Source organism: Spiroplasma endosymbiont of Dasysyrphus albostriatus, from assembly GCF_964019495.1.
Taxonomy (GTDB): domain Bacteria; phylum Bacillota_I; class Bacilli_A; order Mycoplasmatales; family VBWQ01; genus Spiroplasma_E.
Genome location: NZ_OZ026447.1, coordinates 1,089,492 through 1,108,573 on the forward strand (window position 1 = coordinate 1,089,492; position 19,082 = coordinate 1,108,573).

Sequence of the window (19,082 nt, forward strand, 5' to 3'; positions counted from 1 at the left end):
ATTTAAAATATAGATAAAACAGGGGTTGTTGGTTAAGTGCTTCCTTTTGCTTTTACAAATTAATCTCAATTAAATTCACTTAACAATTCTATTTACATCTTAAATGCACGCTTTTATCCTGATATAGAAGTATTTACATAAAGTACTCACCATTTGACTTCTACGACAGTTTTATGAAGTTTTAATCTTTTAACAAAAAAAGAACGATAGTTATATCGTTCTTTGTTATCCATTTATTAATCTAAGGGTTAAAGTGATGCGCCCTCAAAGGACGTATGAGATTAACCCTTAGAATTTTGACTAACATTAACAATATAACTGCAAATTCTATGATTTGTTAATTAAATTATAACATATATTTTAAAAATATTAAAATATATAATTTCAAAATTACATTTAAATAACACAAAAATCCTAATCTTAAAATTAGAAATAAAAAATATTAAGTTTTAACTTATTAAGTACTATTAAGATAACTTCTAGTATTTAAATAATTTGCTTTTGCTATTAACATATTATTTAATGTTTGATAATTATATATTTTTGCTCCATTAGTTAAAGATTTTAAAAAATGATATACATCACTTTCAGCACTACATCCTATATTTCATGAAGCATTTTGATTAATAATTCCTTGTTCATTATTTTTAAAATAATTATAAGTTTTTTTAGTAACTTTATTATGATTATTTTCTAAAATAGTAATTAATTGATTATAACTACCATTTGAAAAAGTAGTTGTTACATCTAAATAATTTGTTCAATCAAGTGCTTTCTTTTGATGTTTACCACGAACATTAACAAAAGATTTTCATAAATAACTATAAGCATGATATTTATCTAAAATATAATAACAACCCAATCAACTAGCCATTGCTCTAATTCATAATGCACCATCACCAGCAACTACTAAATTATAATTATTATATTCTCAATTAATAGCAAATATATTTAATTTAATATCATAATAATTATTAATAGTTTGCATTGTAAAATTATGTAATTCTTCTTGTTTTGGAGCATTATTAGTTTTAAATAACATAAATGAAGTTATTTTCTTTTCTAATTTATTTCTATATGAATAAATTTCTTTTCTTCCTAAATTATAAGTTAAAAGTCTACAACAATATTGTTGTTTTAAACCATTTTCATCTCAACAAGTTATATAAGCATCATCTGCACATATATTTAATTTTTCATTATCTAATACTTTAAATTTTTGTTCTGGTATAAATTTTTCAATTTTTACATTTTTAAAAATTCTTGAAATAAGATTTTTAGAAAAAGAAGTATATTTAAATTCTGATTGAATATTAAAATAACCTTTTTTACTTATTAAATTTTCAATTAAATTATCTAATATTGCAAAATATAAATCATTAGTAATTCTTGCTCTTTTTTTAATACCAAATTCTTCATAAATTGGATAATGATATTTTTGATTAATTTCATCTCAATAAACTCTTTGTTTAAAAGTATCCATTCCAATTGGAGTATTTACTGTTCTATTACATGTTCAAGCAACTTTATATTGATTTTTATCTCTATTTAGAAAAAAATACTCATCATAATCATGGATTTTTTGAAAATATTTTGCTAAAATATTAGTGATTTCAGATTTTAGAAATTCTTTAAAACTAAACATTTTTTAACACCTTTCTATTTATTTTTTTTCCTAACTATTCTAACAAATTTACTAAATTATTGTTGAAAAATGTTTGGTTTTAGAGTATAATATTAAAGAACGATAAAATAAACTGCAAATTCTATTTACGTTTAAAAGATAACTTTTATTAGTTATCTTTTCTTTTTTAATAAAATAATGTACAATAAAGAAAAATATAAATAGAAAAGGAAAATGAAAGTAAAAATGGATTTAGGATTATGAATATCTTTTGGAATAATAGGAGCAGTTATTTGAATTATATTAATACGTTTTGGAATTAAATATTGTCTTAAAAATAATGCTATGGGAGTAGTAATATTATTTATTACTTTAAATATATTTGGTTTAATTCTTGGATGAGCAATTTTATGAAATAATAAAAACTTTAGTACTAAAAAAGAAGAAGAAAAAACAAAAGAATTGGGGATTTATAATATTTTAAATGATGAACAGAAAAAAAAAGTTTGTGGAATTTGTTTTAAAGTAAAAGATAATCCAGAAACTATATGTACTAATTGCTTAAAAAAATTTTAAAAATAGCATATAAATGCTATTTTTTGTTATAATTATATTATAAAAATTAAATAAAAAAATATATGAAGTAATTAATAAAATTAATAAGTTATTGAGCCAAAGTTAACTTAAAGATTATATTAATTATATCATAATTTTTGTGTTTTTAAAGCATATGAAAGGAGATTTTTATGTGCAAGAAGAAAAAATAAAAATAAGAACAATTTTTAATGATGCAAAAGTCTTAAAACAAGAATTAGTAAATTATTTTACTCATTGTAATGATAATAAAGAAGTTCCTACTAAGTTAGGTATGTTAATTTATTTAGATATAACAGAAAGTACTATTAGGACTTGAAAACAAAAAAAGAGAAATACTTTTTTACAACAAATTAATTGAGCGCATTCTCAAATTGAACACTTAAATTTACAAAGATATTTAACTTCTAATGCTAATACTTCATCATGATATTTAGAAAGAGCATATGTTAATAAATATCATTTATCAACTAAAATTGATATAAAGAACAGTGATAACGTCGCCCCTATAGCAATTAGTTTAGAAAATAAAGGTAAGAATAAATGTTAAATAATTTTGGTTATTTATTAGATATTGCTAAAAGAATGTATTTAAAACAACCTTTAAATATTACTAAAATTAAACAATTAGGTAGTCGTAAATCTGGTAAAACATTTAGTGATATTGAATTTCTTGGTATTTTATTAATGTTAGATAATATTAATATTCATGCTTATTTAATTCGTAATATGTCAAAACAATTAAATGATAGTTGACAAGAATTAAAACAAATTATTAGAGCAACATATCCTAGTATTAATTTTATTATTAGTGAAACTAAAAAAACTATTGAATTTAATGGTAGTAAAATAACTTGTAAATATTTACATGCACAAGATAATAGTAATGTTAAATTAACTGGATTAGCAAGTAATTATTTATATGATTATGTAATTATATGAAGTGATGAAAGATATGAAATTACTGAAAATGATTATCAAGATTTAAAAGATGCTATTCGTGGAGCTAATCAATTATTAGAAATTGAGAGTTGTAATCCTTGAAGTATTTTAAATGAATTTATTAAGAAAACAGTAACAGCATGTCCACAAAATGAAAAGCAAATTATTAATGAATATGAACAATTTACTATTATTGATAATACTATTTATCATTATCAAAATTGAAAATTAAATAATCATTTAAAAGATAGTGATAAACAACAATTATTAGAAATTGAAACTCTTGACCCGATATCTGCAAGAGTAAGAAGTCATGGTTTAGTAGGTTATGAATCTGGTGGAATATATTCACATTTACTTCCTAAAATTAGTAGAGTAATACAACCAAGTTATAGATTTAGTGCTGGATTAGATTATGGGTTTAAAGATGATGCTATGGCATGTTTATTAATAGGATTTGATTATAATTTTAAATTTGTTAATGTTATTGATTGTTTAAAAATAGAAAATAAATTAGTACGTTATGATAATAAACAATTAGCAAGATTAGTAGTAGAGTTTTATATTAAATTAGCAAAAGAAAATAATTTGTTATATGAATATGGTTTAACAGTATATTGTGATTTTAGTAATTATACATTTATTGAAATGTTAAATGATACAGCAATTAAATATAACGTTAATTTATGGCTTTATTTTAAAGATTGTGTGAAATTAAGGTTAGAGTTTAGAATAGGTAAGAATGTGGCTTTAATGGCTTCAGAACGCTTAAATATAAGTATGAATGCACAAGAATTATTAGATGAATTTAGATTAGCAATATGAGATGAAAAAAGTATTAAACAAATACCTTTGCCGGGTAACGACCATTTACGTGATGCTTTTGATTATGCTATAGAACCATATATTAGAAATTTAAGTGCAAATATAAATCCTTATTTTGAAAGGAAGTAACATATGAATAATCATAATACTGAAATATTAACTGCTAAGTGATGTATGATAAATCTTCAAGAAATAATAGCAAATCATGCAAGTAAATTATTATGAGGTAATGGTTATACTTTAACAAGTGAACATCCAGAATATAAAAATGCTATTGAAAAATTAAAAGAATGAAATAATTTAGATTCATTATTTTATCAAGATTGTCATATTAAATCTGGTTATGGTTATAGTATTGTGCAAATTGATAGAAGTAAAACTGGAAGAATAGCATTAAATTTTGCTCAACCATATGCTCAATCAAGAGTAGCTAGAGTATTAGAAACTGAATATAGTGCATCAACATGGTCAAGAGTACAATATGATGACCAAAGTATTTATGTTAAAACAACATATACTCCAAATCAAATTATTAGATATTTTACTAGTGATACAGTTACTTTAGATGGTTTACAAGAAAAAATAAGTGAAGATTTAAAATTACCATTAATAGAAAATCATAATTTAGGTATTATACCAGTTAAATTTATGCAAAATTTACCTAAAAAGAATTTCTTTGGTGGAGTTATTGGTGATTATTATCCAGATATGACTGCTTGTAAAGGCTTACAAAAATTATTAAATCATACCTTTGAAATTATTTGAAAAGAACTTAAATATAATCGTTCAAGAGTATTTGCAGATATTACTCAACAAGAAATAAATCAAACTACAACTGCAATTGATATGAATGAATTATTTGGTGATTTTGTATTACAAGCAAATTTAAGAAGTCCGGGAAGTACTAGTGGTACACCACCAATTGCCATAATACAAGGTAATCCAGTATTAGATAAATATGCAGATTTTATACAATTTATTATTGATAAAGCGTTTGAAGGTAGTGGATATAGTCCAGTAAATGATACTACAAGTCAAAAAACAGAAGCAGAAGTATTAATTACAAATAGTAGAGATATGGAAACTACAAGAATTAAAAGAACTTTAAATCAAAGTGATTGAAATGAAATATTTCAAAGATGTTTTATTTTAATGGGATTAGATGGTGATAAATCTAAATGAACATTTGAAATTAAAGAAAATACTATTACAGATAGATTAAAATCACTTGAAATTGATGAAGTTGAATTAAGATTAGGAATTACTAATATTAAAAGAATTATTGTTAAAAGATATGGTGTTAGTGAAGAAGAAGCACAACAAATTATTGAAGAAAATAGAAAATATCAAAAAGAAGAAATTGAATTTAATAATACTTTTTTAGGAGAAACTAAAAATGATACCGAAAATAAATCATCAATTAATTAAAACAGTTTGAAAAAGTACAGGTGAAATTGAAAAAGATTTTACACAAAATAAAGATTTACAATTTCGTGTATGTCCTTTTACTATTATTTTAGGTGCTATAAATTCAACAAATGGTGGTTATAAACCACCAACTAGTATTCCTAATGATTATACTAGTTTTAGTAAGATATTCACTGGTAGAGAAGCAATACAAGCAGTTTGAGACCATTCTTATTATCCTATTCAAGATAAAGATAATCCAGATTTAGCATATAAACAATTACAAATTGGTGATGTATTTTATGGAAATATATTAAGTGACCAATTAGGTATTACTTATAGTGCTACACCAGCAAATAATGCTTTTATTCAAGAACAAGCAATTAAAAATGTAGTTATTAATATTCCAAATGAAAAAAAGAATTTTAATTTTATTAATAATATTGTTGCAAATTTATATAAGTTATATATGATTCCAGAAATTAATAAAGTTATAAATACTGATAAATCAATTAAAGTTGATAGACAGTGATATATTCTAGAAGTTGCTAGTAAAACTTATAATAATGAAAATAAAGAATTAGCATATATTCAATGTACTTTTAGTAGTTTAAATGATAAATTAGCAACAAGTGGATTAGCTATTAATCAATATGTACAATTAGGTGCACCTGGCGACCCAGTTGCATTACCAGCATTAGATGAAAATAATAATATTGTTTTGGATGGTAATTATTTAACTCCATTACCAGTTACTCATTGTCAAGTATCTTTTTATGGTTCAGTAAAACCTATTTCAATAGCATTATGAGGTAGAGATATTGATATTTCAGATAATACTAAAGAACATAAATATAGACAATATCCAACTAAATTATTATTTCCATGACAATATCAATGTTCAACTTATGACCCAGTAAGTTTTCAAGCATTACCAGAAACTAATTATGTTTTAACTGTACGTGGTGAAAGTACAATGGATAGTTATCAAGATTGACAAAAAGTAATTTCACCAAATTATGATGATGGTGCAACGAAGCATTATGAGGGACATTTAAGAACTAATGTTGAAAAAACTAAAAATACTAATAAAGTTGATGTATCAAATAGATTAGTAAATTATTGAGATAATAATTTTTTAAATGGTGCTGAAATTGAAGATTATAATTATGCAACTGCTGGTAATCCATATTTTCAATATTATAATAAAAATAATAAAAAATTTATTGGTAATACTCATTATAATATGAATAATAATAAATTTAAGCAATTAAATACTATTAATGCTTTACATTATTTTATTTATAATCCTATTAGTGAAATTCCTTTAACTCCAAGAGAAACAATTAAAATTAATCTTAATACTATTCCAGTATTTGGTTCATTTATGAATGTATTTGTTGGTGGTTTAGATATTGGTGCTAAATTATCAAGTAATTTATTAATACCTCAATTTCCTTATATAAATGGTTTAATATCTGCTGAATTATATAATTTTTATACAACATTATTATATAGTTCACAAAGTACTAATCCAGCATTAATTCCATTAGATGTATTTAGAAATGATACTCCAGATACTATTCAATCTGTATTAGGTACAGCAAGTCATATGACATCATTTACATTTAATTTAACTGATAAATTATCAATGGCAAGATTTGATATTAATAATCAATCATTTAATGATAATACTGTACAAGAAACAGTAAATTTAGGCCAATTAGATATTAAAAATAAAAATTTAGTTAATTTATTAGCAAAAGATGATATTGATACATCATTATTACAACCACCAAATTTTACTAATACTAATATAGTAAAATGAGCAATTGATATGATTGATATTAAAGTTGTAGGAAAAAGTAATTTTAAAATAACATTTTATTCAATGCCAGATAATAGAGATGGTGCTGTTAATGATAATTTTAGTATTTGAAGTGGTACTTATCAAACAGTAGGTAAAGCAAGTAATAATAGTAGATTAATTCAAAATACATTTATTTTAGCAAATAATACTTTTAAATTTGACAAACCATTTAATTATCCTCAAGCAATACAACCACCCCCAATAATAGAGAGAGCGCATCCTATATTTATTGATTTAAGTAATCAAAGTCAATATGGAATTAATAATAATATTTCTGAACCATTATCAAGTAAAGATTTACATTACTATAAAATGAAACCAAATTGAAGAGAAAATCAAGAAACCGGTAAATTTTTAAACTATATAGATATTAATGTTAAAGATTACGGATATGAGAACATTGAGAAATTTAAAGATGATTATGAAAGTATAACATTTAATTTTAATTTTAATATGAATGCAATATACTCAAATAAATATTTGGGATTAAATTATACTAATTCTAAAAACTGATTTACACCTATTACTATTAAATTAAATGAGATTGGTAATATCACTGATGGTCAAGGTTTAAATGCAAGTTTTCAAGATAATGATATTATTTATAATAATAATTCTGGTAATCACATAGATATGAATAATAATTGAACATTTAATATTAATAATATTTTTAAAGATAATAAATTTGACCAAATTGCTTCTTTAACTAATACTGAAAGATTAAAAAATATATATATCAATAATTTAATATCAACAAATGACAATCCAAGTAGTGGTGTTAAAATATTAAATTCAATTTGATTTAAAATAATGGCATTTAAAGGTGATAGTGATGATTGAATATCAATTCAATATCAATTTATTATTACAACTCCATTGACCAATCAAACAGTCGCTCCATTTTATGAAAAATTTGAAGAAAATTGAAATCTTCAAACTACATCATTGGTAATTAATCCAAAAAGTTCAACTTAGAAAGGTGGTGGTAATTATGTTAAATGAAAATGAAATGAAAGAAGGTAATACTATGGAAGAAAAAGATGAACAAGAAGAAACTAAGGAAGAAGAAATAAAATCAGAAGAAAATACCAAAAAAGAATCTGAATCTGAAGACAAAAAAGAACCAGAAAATGAAGAATCTAAAGAACCAACTTTAGAAGATAAATATAAAGAATTAGAAGAAAAATATAATACTTTATATAAAGAAAAAACTGATAAAGATAGAGAAATTAGACATTTAGAAAGTTATAAAAAATATGATTTATCACAAGAAAATGTAAATTTATTAAAAAGATATCTTGGAGATAAAGAAGATATTGATGAAGAATTATCAAATTTAAATAAAGATTTTCCACATTTATTTAATAATAAAAAAGATACAAATATTAGTAATTCTTTAGATGTAAAAGATAAATTTAAAGAAGATGAAGTAGATACTAGAAAAATAGGAATGGTAGGTTAAAAATATGGCAATTATTACAACACAATCAACAACAATTAATGACCCTAGTACACCTAGTGGTAAAGCGGATTTATCTGTAAAATATATTAAAAATTTAAAAGTTTTATTATCAAAGAGAGTAGCATTAATTAATGCAACAGTAGAAAATAGAGAACAATTAGATGCTGGTACTGCTGTTTATAATGTTACTAAAAGAAATCTTACAGAAGATTATACTGCTGGTGCTGGTGCTAATGATGTAACTGCACTTAGAACAGAACAAATTTTATTAAATAAAAGCAAACAAATTGGTTATGAAATTGAAACTCTTGACTTAAAAAGAATGGGAGCAAAATTTGAAAATGGTGGTATTACTATTGCTGATAGTCTTGCTAGTGATTGAATTGATGCAAAAGCAAAATCAGTAGAAGTATATTTAGTTGCTAAATTAATGCAATTAGCAGTTAAAACAGCACAAGATAATGACATTATTAAAATTGCATTACCACAAACTCCAAAAGTAGATGATTATAGATTATTATTATGATTAAAAATTTCAAATACATTAGCAACATTAAAATCAAGAATTAATGATGAATATATTGGTACTGATGAAGAAGATTATACATTATGAGTATCTAGTTTTTTTAAACCATTAATATTATTAGCAACAACTACATTAGGTAGTGATAGTGCAAGTCAAGCATTAAAAGATGGTAAAATTGTAGAAATTGGTGGAATTAAAATTGTAGAATGTCCATGATTAGGTAGAAATTATCCGGCTGGTAATACTATTGATAAACAAGAAGCATTTGATTTTAGAGGTTGTGATGCTGTATTAGTTCATAAAGAAGCATTAGCATTTCCATTTAATCGTGGTTTAGATAATACTTATTTATTACAAACAAATTCAAATGTTAAAAATTTTCATAAGTTTTTAGTTTCAGAAGGTAAAGCATTACGTCCAGATTTAGTTAAAGGATTTACAGTTAGTTCAAATGTAGATATTGCAACAGCAATTGAAAGAACTAAATTAGGAAAAATTGATATGGCGGGAGCAACACCAACTGCAGATGAAGTAGAAAAAGCAGTTATTGCTAAAAACCCTAATTATAGAAAAGGTAATGCTAATTTTTCAGATTTAACAGCAACAAGTGCTAATGTTGAAGGTAAAACTTTATATGATGGTTCTTTACAAGTAACTTTTACAAAGAAGTAATTTAAATGCCTATTATCTTACTTTTAAGAATAATATTAGAAACTGCTGTTAGTGATATTCAAACTGCTGAATTAATAGAAAAATTTAAAAAAAATAATAATTTATTTAATAGTTTTTTAAAAAATCCAGCAGGAATATTAAAAAATCAATTAATGTCAAAAGTATTAGGTCAAGGTAAATCACAAAAAGAATTATCTGAATTTCAACAAGTTTTACAAAAATTAACAAATTTACCAGTAATTCATAAAAAAATAATGACACATATTACTAATAATAATATTGCTAAATTACAACATATTCAAAAACAATATTTAAATGGTAAGTCATTAATGGATAAAGGTAAAGAAATTATTATTAATTCTTTAACTGAGCAAGATTATGATTCTATGATTGGAATTTATGTAAATCTTTCAAGTAGTGCATTAGCGGGTGGTATATGAACTCCAGTAATACAAGCACAATCTGGTACTTATGGCATTGCTACATTAACATATAGAACTAATTTAAGTAAATCATATGATTATTTTAATGTTTCAAGAGAAACTTGAATTGATATGTGTAAGTCTATGGGTGCTTATGGTACTGGTGCTAATAGTGTTTTTATAAGAGAATATTTAGGTGGAGTTAATAAAACTAGAAAAGAAATGAATGCTACTGTTAGAAAAAATGTTAATCAATTAAATATAGCAGTAACTAAACCTAATAAATCAGTTATTAGTACAGTTAATAAATCACAAGCAGTACAAGGATATGGAAGGTATAAAGATTATGGAAAACAAAAATAATATTGATTGAAATGTAAATTTAAATTATATTACAAAAGATGATTTAAAAACTATATATGGTTTTATACCAGATGCTGACCAAACTACTACTGATAATACTAAAACTGATTTTACTATTATGGCAATTGCTATATCAAGTGAAAGAATTAATACTATTACTGGTAATCAAATTGAAGTCATAGGATTTAAAAATCTTAATGAAACACAACAACAATTAGTTAAAAGAGCAACAGCAAGAATGACTATATATTATTTAACTGATGGAATGGCATTTATAAGAAGTAGTGTATCTATTAGTGGTAATGGTTTATCAAGTAGTATTAGTCCTCCAAGTGAACCAGATTATGTATTAATGGAAGTATATAATTTATTACAACAAGCAAATTTACATACACCAAGAAAAGCAATAAATAATAGTATTTCATGTAATACAGATAATTTTAATACACCTAATATTTTTGATGAAAGTGATAATAGAGTTATAACTTGAGATTCTGGTAATAAAACTTTTTTACGAAAAGAAGGAATTACTGCAGGAGTTGGTATAAAAATAGATGATATTAGTGATACTATTCCTAAATTAAAAATTCATGTTGATAGTAATATTGATTCATTATGAGAAGTTGATAAAGATAATCCTAATTTTATTAAATCCAAAGATAATAAAGGTATTGATGCTAATGGAAGAAGACTTATTGATGTTGGTACACCTACATTTTTAAGTGATGCAACCAATAAAGAATATGTTGATAAAAAACAAGATAAATTAACTGCTGGTGAAAATATTAAGATTGATGAAAAAACTAATACTATTAGTGCTACTGGTGGTAGTTCAGTTGATGAAAATAGAATATTTAATAATAAAGATGATAAAAATAGTACTACAAGATTAGTTAATGAAGTTATTAAAACTAATGTTGGAGGTAAAACTTTAATTTATAGAAATGAACCAGTTGTAACTGATGATTTAGATATTCCAAATAAAAAATATATAGATGATAAAATAGATAAAAAGCAAGATAAAGAAAATTGAGTTGTAATAGGAAAGAAAGTTGATAATAGAACATGAGATAATTTTAATATTGACCTTAATAAAACATATCGTGTATTTATAACATGACACAGAAATGCACCTGAACAAAATGGTTATCCATTAATGTTATTGTTTAAATCAGCAAAAGCAGTTGGAACTGGTACATGAACTCTTTTAATTGGTAAAATTGATAATAAAGATGCTTCTTTAATTCTTAATGCTGATTATACTAAATCTACTAATAAATGAAGTTTATTTATTAAATGTGAAATTGATGGTGGTGCTATATTTAGTTTTGAAGAATTAAAAGAAAATACTTATCAAATTACTAGTAATACATTAAATATTACTTCACCAAGTGTAATTAATATAGATAAACCTATAAAAATTAATTCAAAAAGTTTAGAAACAAATGAAATAGAAGAAAATAATTGAGATATTGAATTAAAAAATAATCCTCCAACACCAACTCCAAATATTCCACAATGAAAAGAAGTAGGAACAAGAGAAAAAAATAAATTAGATAATTGACAAATTACTTATGATTTTCAAGAGAATAAACATTATAGAGTTTATTATTCTTGAAATATATATAATCCAGTTTATACTATTCAAGAATTTATTATAACTAATAAAAAAATTGCTGGTGTACAAATACAAACCTTTAATGATAGTGCTAATATAGTAATTTTATCAGTTCAACATGCAAAATGGATTACTATTTATACTGGAAAAGGTAAATTAAAAGGTAATGTATGAAAATTAGAAGAATTACAGGAATAATATTATGTTTTTTAAAATTATAAAAATTATTTTAGGTTTAATAGGAGTAATTTTATCATCAGCAACAGCAGGTTTAATTATATTTATCATTTTAAAAATCATATTAAAAATTAATCAAATATTTTAAGAAAGGTGGTGATTAATATGGATACTACAACAATTATTATAGTTGCTAATTTATGTATTAATGGAGGTTATGTTTTAATTAAATTAGGAAAAGCATTCGTTGCTTTTGGTAAATCTTTAACAGACCCTAATAAAAAACAACTTAAAAAACAAAATAAAATTAATAAATTACAAAGTAAATTAAATTCTATTAATAAACAACAAGAAGTAAAAAGTATTTATTAATTAAAAAAATGCCTATTAAAGGCATTTTTACTTATTTATAAACTCATATGATTATAATCTCAATTTAATGAAGCATTATCATGATTTAATGGTACTTCGCTCATATTATCACTACCATAATATTGACTTGCAGTTTCACTATTAATAGTAAATCTATTGTCATTAATTAATCTTGTAGTTTCATCATTAAATGATGTTTCTTGCATTTCTTCATTATGATGTGTAGTTTCCATAGGTAATAAATTATGGATAATTTCACTTGCACCAGCAACAATTGTAGGTACTGCATAAGCATTATTAAAATCATTATTAATACCCATTGCTACACCACTTGATATTAAACATCCACCAGTAGCCATATTACAAATCTTTCTTATTGCTTCAAATTTATTAGGTATTAATTCAGTTAATCCACTAATAAGATTTGATATACCATAAGCATTTAAACTAAAATATGTATCTCAATCCATTAAATTATTAGGGTTATTATTTACTACAAATAATAAATCTGGTGGAAAAGGGTCAACAGTAGTAGTTGTTATTGGACTTTCTGTTGGATTTGGATTAATATCTACATTAGTAAATTTTGCATAATTTGCTAAACCAATTGTTCCTAAACCTAGTAATATTTTTTTACTACTATTAATTAATTTAGTTTTAGTATTTGGTCTTTGATTTAAATTTCATATATCTAAACCTAATTTTTTACCAAATAATAAACTATTAATTGAACCTAATACTGGATTACCTATTACTTGACCATAATAAGCACTTGTACCAATTATTGCACAAATTGGACTTATACCAGTTCTAATTAATTTAGTTAAAGTATAATTTGATTGTGTATTTTCGTTTGGCATTTTATTCTCCTTTTATAAATTTAAATTGCATATTTCCAATAGTATCTCTATTATTACCACAAATAATTAAATATCCAGTTTGATTATTTTCTAATATTCATGAATAATAAATATATTGTGGATATAATTTTGGATATAAATTTAATGCTAATAAATAACATAAAGCATCTTCTTTATTTTTTAATAGTCCAACTGTTGGACATTTTATCTCTTTAGGACTTTTTTCATTATAAAATCATTCAGTTCTAATGTTTCTCATTATTTCACATCCTTTTATGAACTCATCAGCACCGTAGTAAACGGTGGACTATAGAATTATAATGTTATCCAAATTTGTAATAATTCTATAGTTTCATTCTGTATAGATATAAAATTTTAATTAGGACTTACATTGACATATTAAATAAAATAAAGAAAGGAGCGGGTAAAAAGTATATGTCAAATGCCTAAATATTAATTATTTTCTTTAATTTCAATTATTTCTTTTCTAATTTCAGTTAGTTCTTTATTAATTGATAAAATTTCTTTAAATATACAATTTATTAGTTCTTGTTTATTACAAATTGCTTCTCAAATTTCATTATCTCTTTTCTTCATTATCAAAGTCTCCTAATTTTAATCTAACTATTAATTCTTCAATTTCTTGACATTGTTCATGTTCACATTTATTCATTATCAAAGTAACCTTTTTCTAAATATTCAATTATTAATTCCATATGTAAACATGAATGATTATTTAAATATTTAATTAATTTTTCTTTATTAATTTCAACTTTTTTCATTATCTAATACCCTTTCTATGTTCTCTTACATGTTCAATATTTTCTTCATCACCAATCATTATTTCTCCACAAAAAACACATTTATACTTTGTTCAATATCCCATTATTTATTCTTCCTTTTCTATAAATTCAAGTACTTTATAATAAGCAGTAAGTTTGCCGGCTTCTTTTAAAGAATCACATAAGCAAATACTAAGTTGTTTATTTAATCAAGTAATTAATTTCAGTCTATATTCATTTTTTAATATCATATTCATAAATTCGGTAGTAATCATTAGTTATTTCTCCTTATTAAACTTCAAAATTTTCTATTATTTCTTCTTCTTTTTCTAATTCTTTTATTTTAGATAAAGTAGAATTTAAGTCAGTATTATCAGTTGAATTAGTAATAGCATCAATAGTATCATGATATTCTTTAAACTTAGGATTTGAATCAATAATATCAATAATATGATTATTTGGATTATCAATATATATTTTTTCATTTTCAGTAATAATTGCTTGGTCATTTTCATAAGCAGTTTGCATGTCAACTGACATAATTCCCCATTTTCTTAATAATTGAGTTAATACAGTTTTTTTAGCCATACTATCAAAATCACTAACAATAAATTTTTTATTTTTTTTATATGTTTCACTATATTTATTAAAATGTTCTATTATCTGTTCACTTGTTCAATATAAATTTTTTTCAAAACCATTTTTTAATTTAAAATAAGCACAATAACCTACTATTTTTGATTTTAATCTTTCAATAGGATTTTCAATAAATTTAAATTTTATTTCATCTTTTAAATAATCAATCTTTTTTAATTCTCCTTCTCTAACTTCAATAACATTAATTTTTTTATATTGTTGACTTCTTTGCGCTAATTGAATATAACCTTTATATCCCATTTGAAACTGTGCTTCTTTAACAGTTATTCAATCACCTTTTTCATCTTTATATTTACGATTAAAAGGTACAACTCAACAATAACCAAAATTCTTTTCTAAAGGTAATTGTAATAATGTCGCTTGATAACATGCTTCTAATATTGTAGTTAAACTAGTTTTTGATAAACCTAATTGATTTTTAATTGCTAAAGCATTACTTTTAAATCTTTGTATTTCTTTATTATCAATATTACCTTGATTTTTTTTATTAAATCATTGTTCAATAGTTAATGAATTTTTATTATTAGTTAAATCATTACTCATTATTTTCTTCTCCTTTTTTATTTAATAATTCTAAAATTTCATCTAATTTTTTATTAATTTTTCCTAAATGTTTTAATAAAATTAAAATTGATTTATCCATAAGTTGCTTCCTTTGTAATTGTAATTTTTCCAAATATTAAACAATTTATAAATCCACTAATAAAAGTTAATATTCCACCAATGAAAGTAAATATAAAACCAATTATTAATAATGGAATAAACAATATTGCTATTGGTGATAATAATATCTTTGCTCATATTGGTAATTTTTTAGTCTTTTCTACTTTCATCTTTTAACTCCTTTAAATCTATTATCTAAATGTACTTCAATATTTTTACTAGGATTAATAACTAAATGACTATTAATCTCAATTCAATTATTTAGATTACTATCTAATTTTTTAGGTAATTTTTCAAATTCAATTGAATTACAAGAATAAATAGTTTTTTCTTTAATTGATTTTTCATTAATCATTTTTATTTCTTCTTAATCATTCTTTAATATTAGTTTTTAAAATATTTAGTTCTTTAATTTGACCTCTTAAAACATCTAATTCTCATACATTTATTTGACTTAAATTAATTTCTTCAATTTGATATTCTAAATATTCAATTCTGGCATTAATACTTTTCGTTAATAATTCATTAAAATTACATTTTTTATTTTTACAATATTCTAGTTTATATTCCATTTTGATTTTCTCCTTTAAAATAATTTATTTTTGCTTTTAATCATTCATCTGTTATTTCAATTTCAATTTCTTTTTGAATATTTTTATTTGTTAAATATATATAGGTTTTAGTCGATATATCTATATTACTTTTAAATAATATTCAAAAATAAGCACTTAATTGTAATTTAATTCTTTTTAATTTATCTTCATCAATACAAGCATATGTTTTATAATCAACTAAATAATATTTATTTTCTTTTTTATCTAAATAAACTAAATCTGGTGTTCCAGCAATTAAACTATCATTAATAGGTTTTTCTATAATAAATTCATAATTATTTTTATCTTTAAATTTTTCTTTTAAAAACATAAGTGATTTTTTACAATAAGAATAATTTATTGAATTTGTTATTGGTTTTAATTTTTTTAATAAATTATTAATAATATTTTCTTGATTAATATTTTGTAAATATAATTCATTAAGTTTATGAACTCATTTACCACGAACTGAAGCATTTTTTAATATTTCTGCTGAGATATGACTATATCCAAATCCTAAATAATTATCAATAATTCTAGAAACTGATATTAATTCTTTATCATCTAAAAAATATTGATGAGTTTCTTTTTTAAAAATTAATTTACTCATATTTATTTCTACCTATTAATAATCAAAAACATTTATTACATAATCTATTACCAATTGAAGATTGTTTTCTACATCTATCACAAGAACCAACCATTCTATATTCTCTACATTCCATAAATATTTTTACCTTTCATTAATTTAATTAAGTTTTTTATTTAATTCCTTATTATTTAAATTTATGTCTAATTCCATTACTAATATTTCATATTTTTCAATATAAGCATCTTTAATTAAATGATGTTTATAATTTCTATGAAAGTTAGTAGCATTTTCTACAGTTGAAAAAGCCTTATATTTTATTTGACCAGTATAATTAACTTCATATTTTAATAAGTAAACATATTTCATATTTATTTTTCTCCTTTATTTTTTTTATTGTGTTATGATATTGTTAATGAGGTATGTATTTATATATAACCCCCCTTACGGTGTAGTGATTTAAAATATAGATAAAACAGGGGTTGTTGGTTAAGTGCTTCCTTTTGCTTTTACAAATTAATCTCAATTAAATTCACTTAACAATTCTATTTACATCTTAAATGCACGCTTTTATCCTGATATAGAAGTATTTACATAAAGTACTCACCATTTGACTTCTACGACAGTTTTATGAAGTTTTAATCTTTTAACAAAAAAAGAACGATAGTTATATCGTTCTTTGTTATCCATTTATTAATCTAAGGGTTAAAGTGATGCGCCCTTGTCAAATTTACGAAATAATTAATTATTACATTAGTAACTTATTTCCAAAATTACCATTTAAAAATGATGATAGACAAATTAAATTCTCTTTTACCCTTAAATTTAAATTTATATTCGACGTATTTTAAAAAATATAGATTTTATAAGATAAAATAAAAATTATTCTCAAAGGAAAAAGACAAGAAATAATCTTGTCTTTTTTTGTGTAATTGTAAAATTTTAAAATTTTTTAATAACCGTCTTTAGCACTATTATCAACACGTGTTAGGGAACTAAAAAAGTGAACTACAACACAGTTGTTAAAAATAGTAGCTAGCATGTGGACTTGCATGGATAAATAAAAAGTGGAGTGATACCTAATAAAATATACTAACCAGTAATGGTAATTCTTGGGGTGGGAGCGAATTGGAAACTAGTATATATAGACCTGTTGTAGGGACCTATTATATTAATTCTATTATTTATTTAACCAACCTTGCCACTCCTCAGTGAGCAAGTGTTGGTTTTATTTTTTATTTTTTTTGAAAAATTTTTTTTGGGCGAGAAAATAAATTTCAAACTTGTAAAAAAAATTGAGCGGTGCCGGTTCAATTAAAGTATTAATTTGTTTAACACAAATTAAATAAATATTGAATCGAATGCCTCAATGTTTTTTAAAATTTCACAATTTATTTTTGAGCCCAGTTTTCATGGAATGAATAAAACGAATAGTAGTATTATTAATAATCTAAAAATCAAATTATATGTTCTTTATGCTAGAAGCAACAGAACATATTAGGAAAGGATTATTATGCAAATAGAATTTAAAAAAGAACAAATTATTAAAGATAAACCACAATCTATTCTTATTGATTATGGTGAATATAAATTACAATGTCCAAAATGAATGGTTAAAAATAATAGTTTTATTGCTGATGATAAATATACATATTGAGTTTTTAATTTAGAAAATATTAAAAGAGAATTAAGCGGTAATGAATTAATAAAATTATTAGAACCATATATTAAAGACCAAAAAATAACTGTTAATAAACCAACTATTCCAAAAGAATATTATATTAATGATATAAAACTTGAACCATTAACATTTTATGAACAGCATAATAGTTGATTTATGGGTGAAATAACAGATAACAAAACTAAAATTACTAATCCTTGTTTTAAATATAACATTACGTGAGAAGAAAACAGAAAAGGTTTTAAAATAAATAATCCATATAATAAAGATGATTTACCAATTAATTACATAGTTACTTCATATAAGGAAATTTCAACTCATAATGAAAAAGTATTTTTGTTGAACATGTAAACAAAATAAATTAGATTATTTATTCTTTAATA

24 protein-coding genes are annotated in these 19,082 nt (G+C 22.7%); 12 read left to right on the forward strand and 12 right to left on the reverse strand.

Translation table 4 applies throughout. From position 1 onward, the window contains the following. Nucleotides 1–457: 457 nt before the first annotated feature. Nucleotides 458–1,645, reverse strand: coding sequence for an Mbov_0401 family ICE element transposase-like protein (locus tag AACL11_RS06585; protein ID WP_338986853.1), 1,188 nt, complete (start codon nt 1,643–1,645; stop codon nt 458–460). A gap of 213 nt (nt 1,646–1,858) precedes the next feature. Here AACL11_RS06585 and AACL11_RS06590 point away from each other — a divergent pair, with 213 nt between their 5' ends. The 11 genes from AACL11_RS06590 to AACL11_RS06640 all read left to right on the forward strand — a co-directional run bounded on the left by AACL11_RS06590 (nt 1,859) and on the right by AACL11_RS06640 (nt 12,874). Beyond that, the gene (locus AACL11_RS06590) at nt 1,859–2,200 is read left to right on the forward strand and encodes a hypothetical protein (protein WP_338986856.1); all 342 of its coding nucleotides are present in this window, start codon (nt 1,859–1,861) and stop codon (nt 2,198–2,200) included. 172 nt (nt 2,201–2,372) lie between these two features. Beyond that, on the forward strand, nt 2,373–2,768 hold the full coding sequence (locus AACL11_RS06595) for a terminase small subunit (RefSeq protein WP_338986859.1): 396 nt from the start codon (nt 2,373–2,375) through the stop codon (nt 2,766–2,768). Beyond that, nucleotides 2,762–4,114 (forward strand): phage terminase large subunit, encoded by a 1,353-nt coding sequence (locus tag AACL11_RS06600; RefSeq protein ID WP_338986862.1) that lies wholly within the window; start codon nt 2,762–2,764, stop codon nt 4,112–4,114. Before AACL11_RS06595 ends, AACL11_RS06600 begins: the two co-directional genes overlap by 7 nt. A gap of 3 nt (nt 4,115–4,117) precedes the next feature. Next, nucleotides 4,118–5,413 carry a hypothetical protein gene (locus AACL11_RS06605; RefSeq protein WP_338986865.1) on the forward strand — a complete coding sequence of 432 codons (1,296 nt, stop codon included), beginning with the start codon at nt 4,118–4,120 and terminating at the stop codon, nt 5,411–5,413. Further along, complete coding sequence (locus tag AACL11_RS06610) at nt 5,382–8,237, forward strand: hypothetical protein (protein ID WP_338986868.1); 2,856 nt, start codon at nt 5,382–5,384, stop codon at nt 8,235–8,237. Before AACL11_RS06605 ends, AACL11_RS06610 begins: the two co-directional genes overlap by 32 nt. A gap of 16 nt (nt 8,238–8,253) precedes the next feature. Continuing rightward, the gene (locus tag AACL11_RS06615) at nt 8,254–8,724 is read left to right on the forward strand and encodes a hypothetical protein (RefSeq protein ID WP_338986871.1); all 471 of its coding nucleotides are present in this window, start codon (nt 8,254–8,256) and stop codon (nt 8,722–8,724) included. A 4-nt stretch (nt 8,725–8,728) separates the two neighbouring features. Continuing rightward, nucleotides 8,729–9,922, forward strand: coding sequence for a hypothetical protein (locus tag AACL11_RS06620; RefSeq protein WP_338986874.1), 1,194 nt, complete (start codon nt 8,729–8,731; stop codon nt 9,920–9,922). Nucleotides 9,923–9,927: 5 nt separating this feature from the next. After that, complete coding sequence (locus AACL11_RS06625; RefSeq protein WP_338986877.1) at nt 9,928–10,707, forward strand: hypothetical protein; 780 nt, start codon at nt 9,928–9,930, stop codon at nt 10,705–10,707. Further along, nucleotides 10,691–12,523, forward strand: a complete 1,833-nt coding sequence (locus tag AACL11_RS06630) for a hypothetical protein (RefSeq protein ID WP_338986879.1) — start codon at nt 10,691–10,693, stop codon at nt 12,521–12,523. The genes AACL11_RS06625 and AACL11_RS06630 overlap by 17 nt, the downstream gene beginning before the upstream one ends. Nucleotides 12,524–12,527: 4 nt before the next feature. After that, the gene (locus AACL11_RS06635) at nt 12,528–12,650 is read left to right on the forward strand and encodes a hypothetical protein (RefSeq protein WP_338986882.1); all 123 of its coding nucleotides are present in this window, start codon (nt 12,528–12,530) and stop codon (nt 12,648–12,650) included. Between the two features lie 17 nt (nt 12,651–12,667). Further along, entirely contained in the window at nt 12,668–12,874 is a 207-nt protein-coding gene (locus AACL11_RS06640) for a hypothetical protein (protein ID WP_338986885.1), read from the forward strand. Between the two features lie 35 nt (nt 12,875–12,909). Here the strand turns inward: AACL11_RS06640 and AACL11_RS06645 are convergent, their stop codons facing one another. From AACL11_RS06645 to AACL11_RS06695, 11 genes are all read right to left on the reverse strand, one after another. Next, entirely contained in the window at nt 12,910–13,734 is an 825-nt protein-coding gene (locus AACL11_RS06645) for a hypothetical protein (RefSeq protein WP_338986888.1), read from the reverse strand. A 1-nt stretch (nt 13,735) separates the two neighbouring features. Then, the gene (locus tag AACL11_RS06650; protein WP_338986890.1) at nt 13,736–13,993 is read right to left on the reverse strand and encodes a hypothetical protein; all 258 of its coding nucleotides are present in this window, start codon (nt 13,991–13,993) and stop codon (nt 13,736–13,738) included. Nucleotides 13,994–14,187: 194 nt separating this feature from the next. Beyond that, a complete protein-coding gene (locus AACL11_RS06655) occupies nt 14,188–14,331 on the reverse strand; it encodes a hypothetical protein (protein ID WP_338986892.1) in 144 nt (47 codons plus the stop codon). Nucleotides 14,332–14,623: 292 nt separating this feature from the next. Continuing rightward, entirely contained in the window at nt 14,624–14,791 is a 168-nt protein-coding gene (locus AACL11_RS06660; protein WP_338986895.1) for a hypothetical protein, read from the reverse strand. 16 nt (nt 14,792–14,807) lie between these two features. Further along, a complete protein-coding gene (locus AACL11_RS06665; protein ID WP_338986898.1) occupies nt 14,808–15,716 on the reverse strand; it encodes a recombinase RecT in 909 nt (302 codons plus the stop codon). Between the two features lie 92 nt (nt 15,717–15,808). Further along, a complete protein-coding gene (locus AACL11_RS06670) occupies nt 15,809–16,006 on the reverse strand; it encodes a hypothetical protein (protein WP_338986901.1) in 198 nt (65 codons plus the stop codon). Beyond that, a complete protein-coding gene (locus AACL11_RS06675; RefSeq protein ID WP_338986904.1) occupies nt 15,997–16,191 on the reverse strand; it encodes a hypothetical protein in 195 nt (64 codons plus the stop codon). The genes AACL11_RS06670 and AACL11_RS06675 overlap by 10 nt, the downstream gene beginning before the upstream one ends. Then, entirely contained in the window at nt 16,184–16,408 is a 225-nt protein-coding gene (locus AACL11_RS06680; RefSeq protein ID WP_338986906.1) for a hypothetical protein, read from the reverse strand. The genes AACL11_RS06675 and AACL11_RS06680 overlap by 8 nt, the downstream gene beginning before the upstream one ends. Beyond that, nucleotides 16,398–17,039: a PD-(D/E)XK nuclease family protein gene (locus AACL11_RS06685; RefSeq protein ID WP_338986907.1), complete on the reverse strand. Its 642-nt coding sequence runs from the start codon at nt 17,037–17,039 to the stop codon at nt 16,398–16,400. The genes AACL11_RS06680 and AACL11_RS06685 overlap by 11 nt, the downstream gene beginning before the upstream one ends. Further along, the gene (locus tag AACL11_RS06690; protein WP_338986909.1) at nt 17,032–17,154 is read right to left on the reverse strand and encodes a hypothetical protein; all 123 of its coding nucleotides are present in this window, start codon (nt 17,152–17,154) and stop codon (nt 17,032–17,034) included. The genes AACL11_RS06685 and AACL11_RS06690 overlap by 8 nt, the downstream gene beginning before the upstream one ends. 23 nt (nt 17,155–17,177) lie before the next feature. After that, nucleotides 17,178–17,387, reverse strand: coding sequence for a hypothetical protein (locus AACL11_RS06695; protein ID WP_338986911.1), 210 nt, complete (start codon nt 17,385–17,387; stop codon nt 17,178–17,180). A 1,144-nt stretch (nt 17,388–18,531) separates the two neighbouring features. On the opposite strand from AACL11_RS06695, the gene AACL11_RS06700 reads away from it, so the two are divergent. Then, on the forward strand, nt 18,532–19,050 hold the full coding sequence (locus AACL11_RS06700; protein ID WP_338986913.1) for a hypothetical protein: 519 nt from the start codon (nt 18,532–18,534) through the stop codon (nt 19,048–19,050). Nucleotides 19,051–19,082 lie beyond the last annotated feature (32 nt).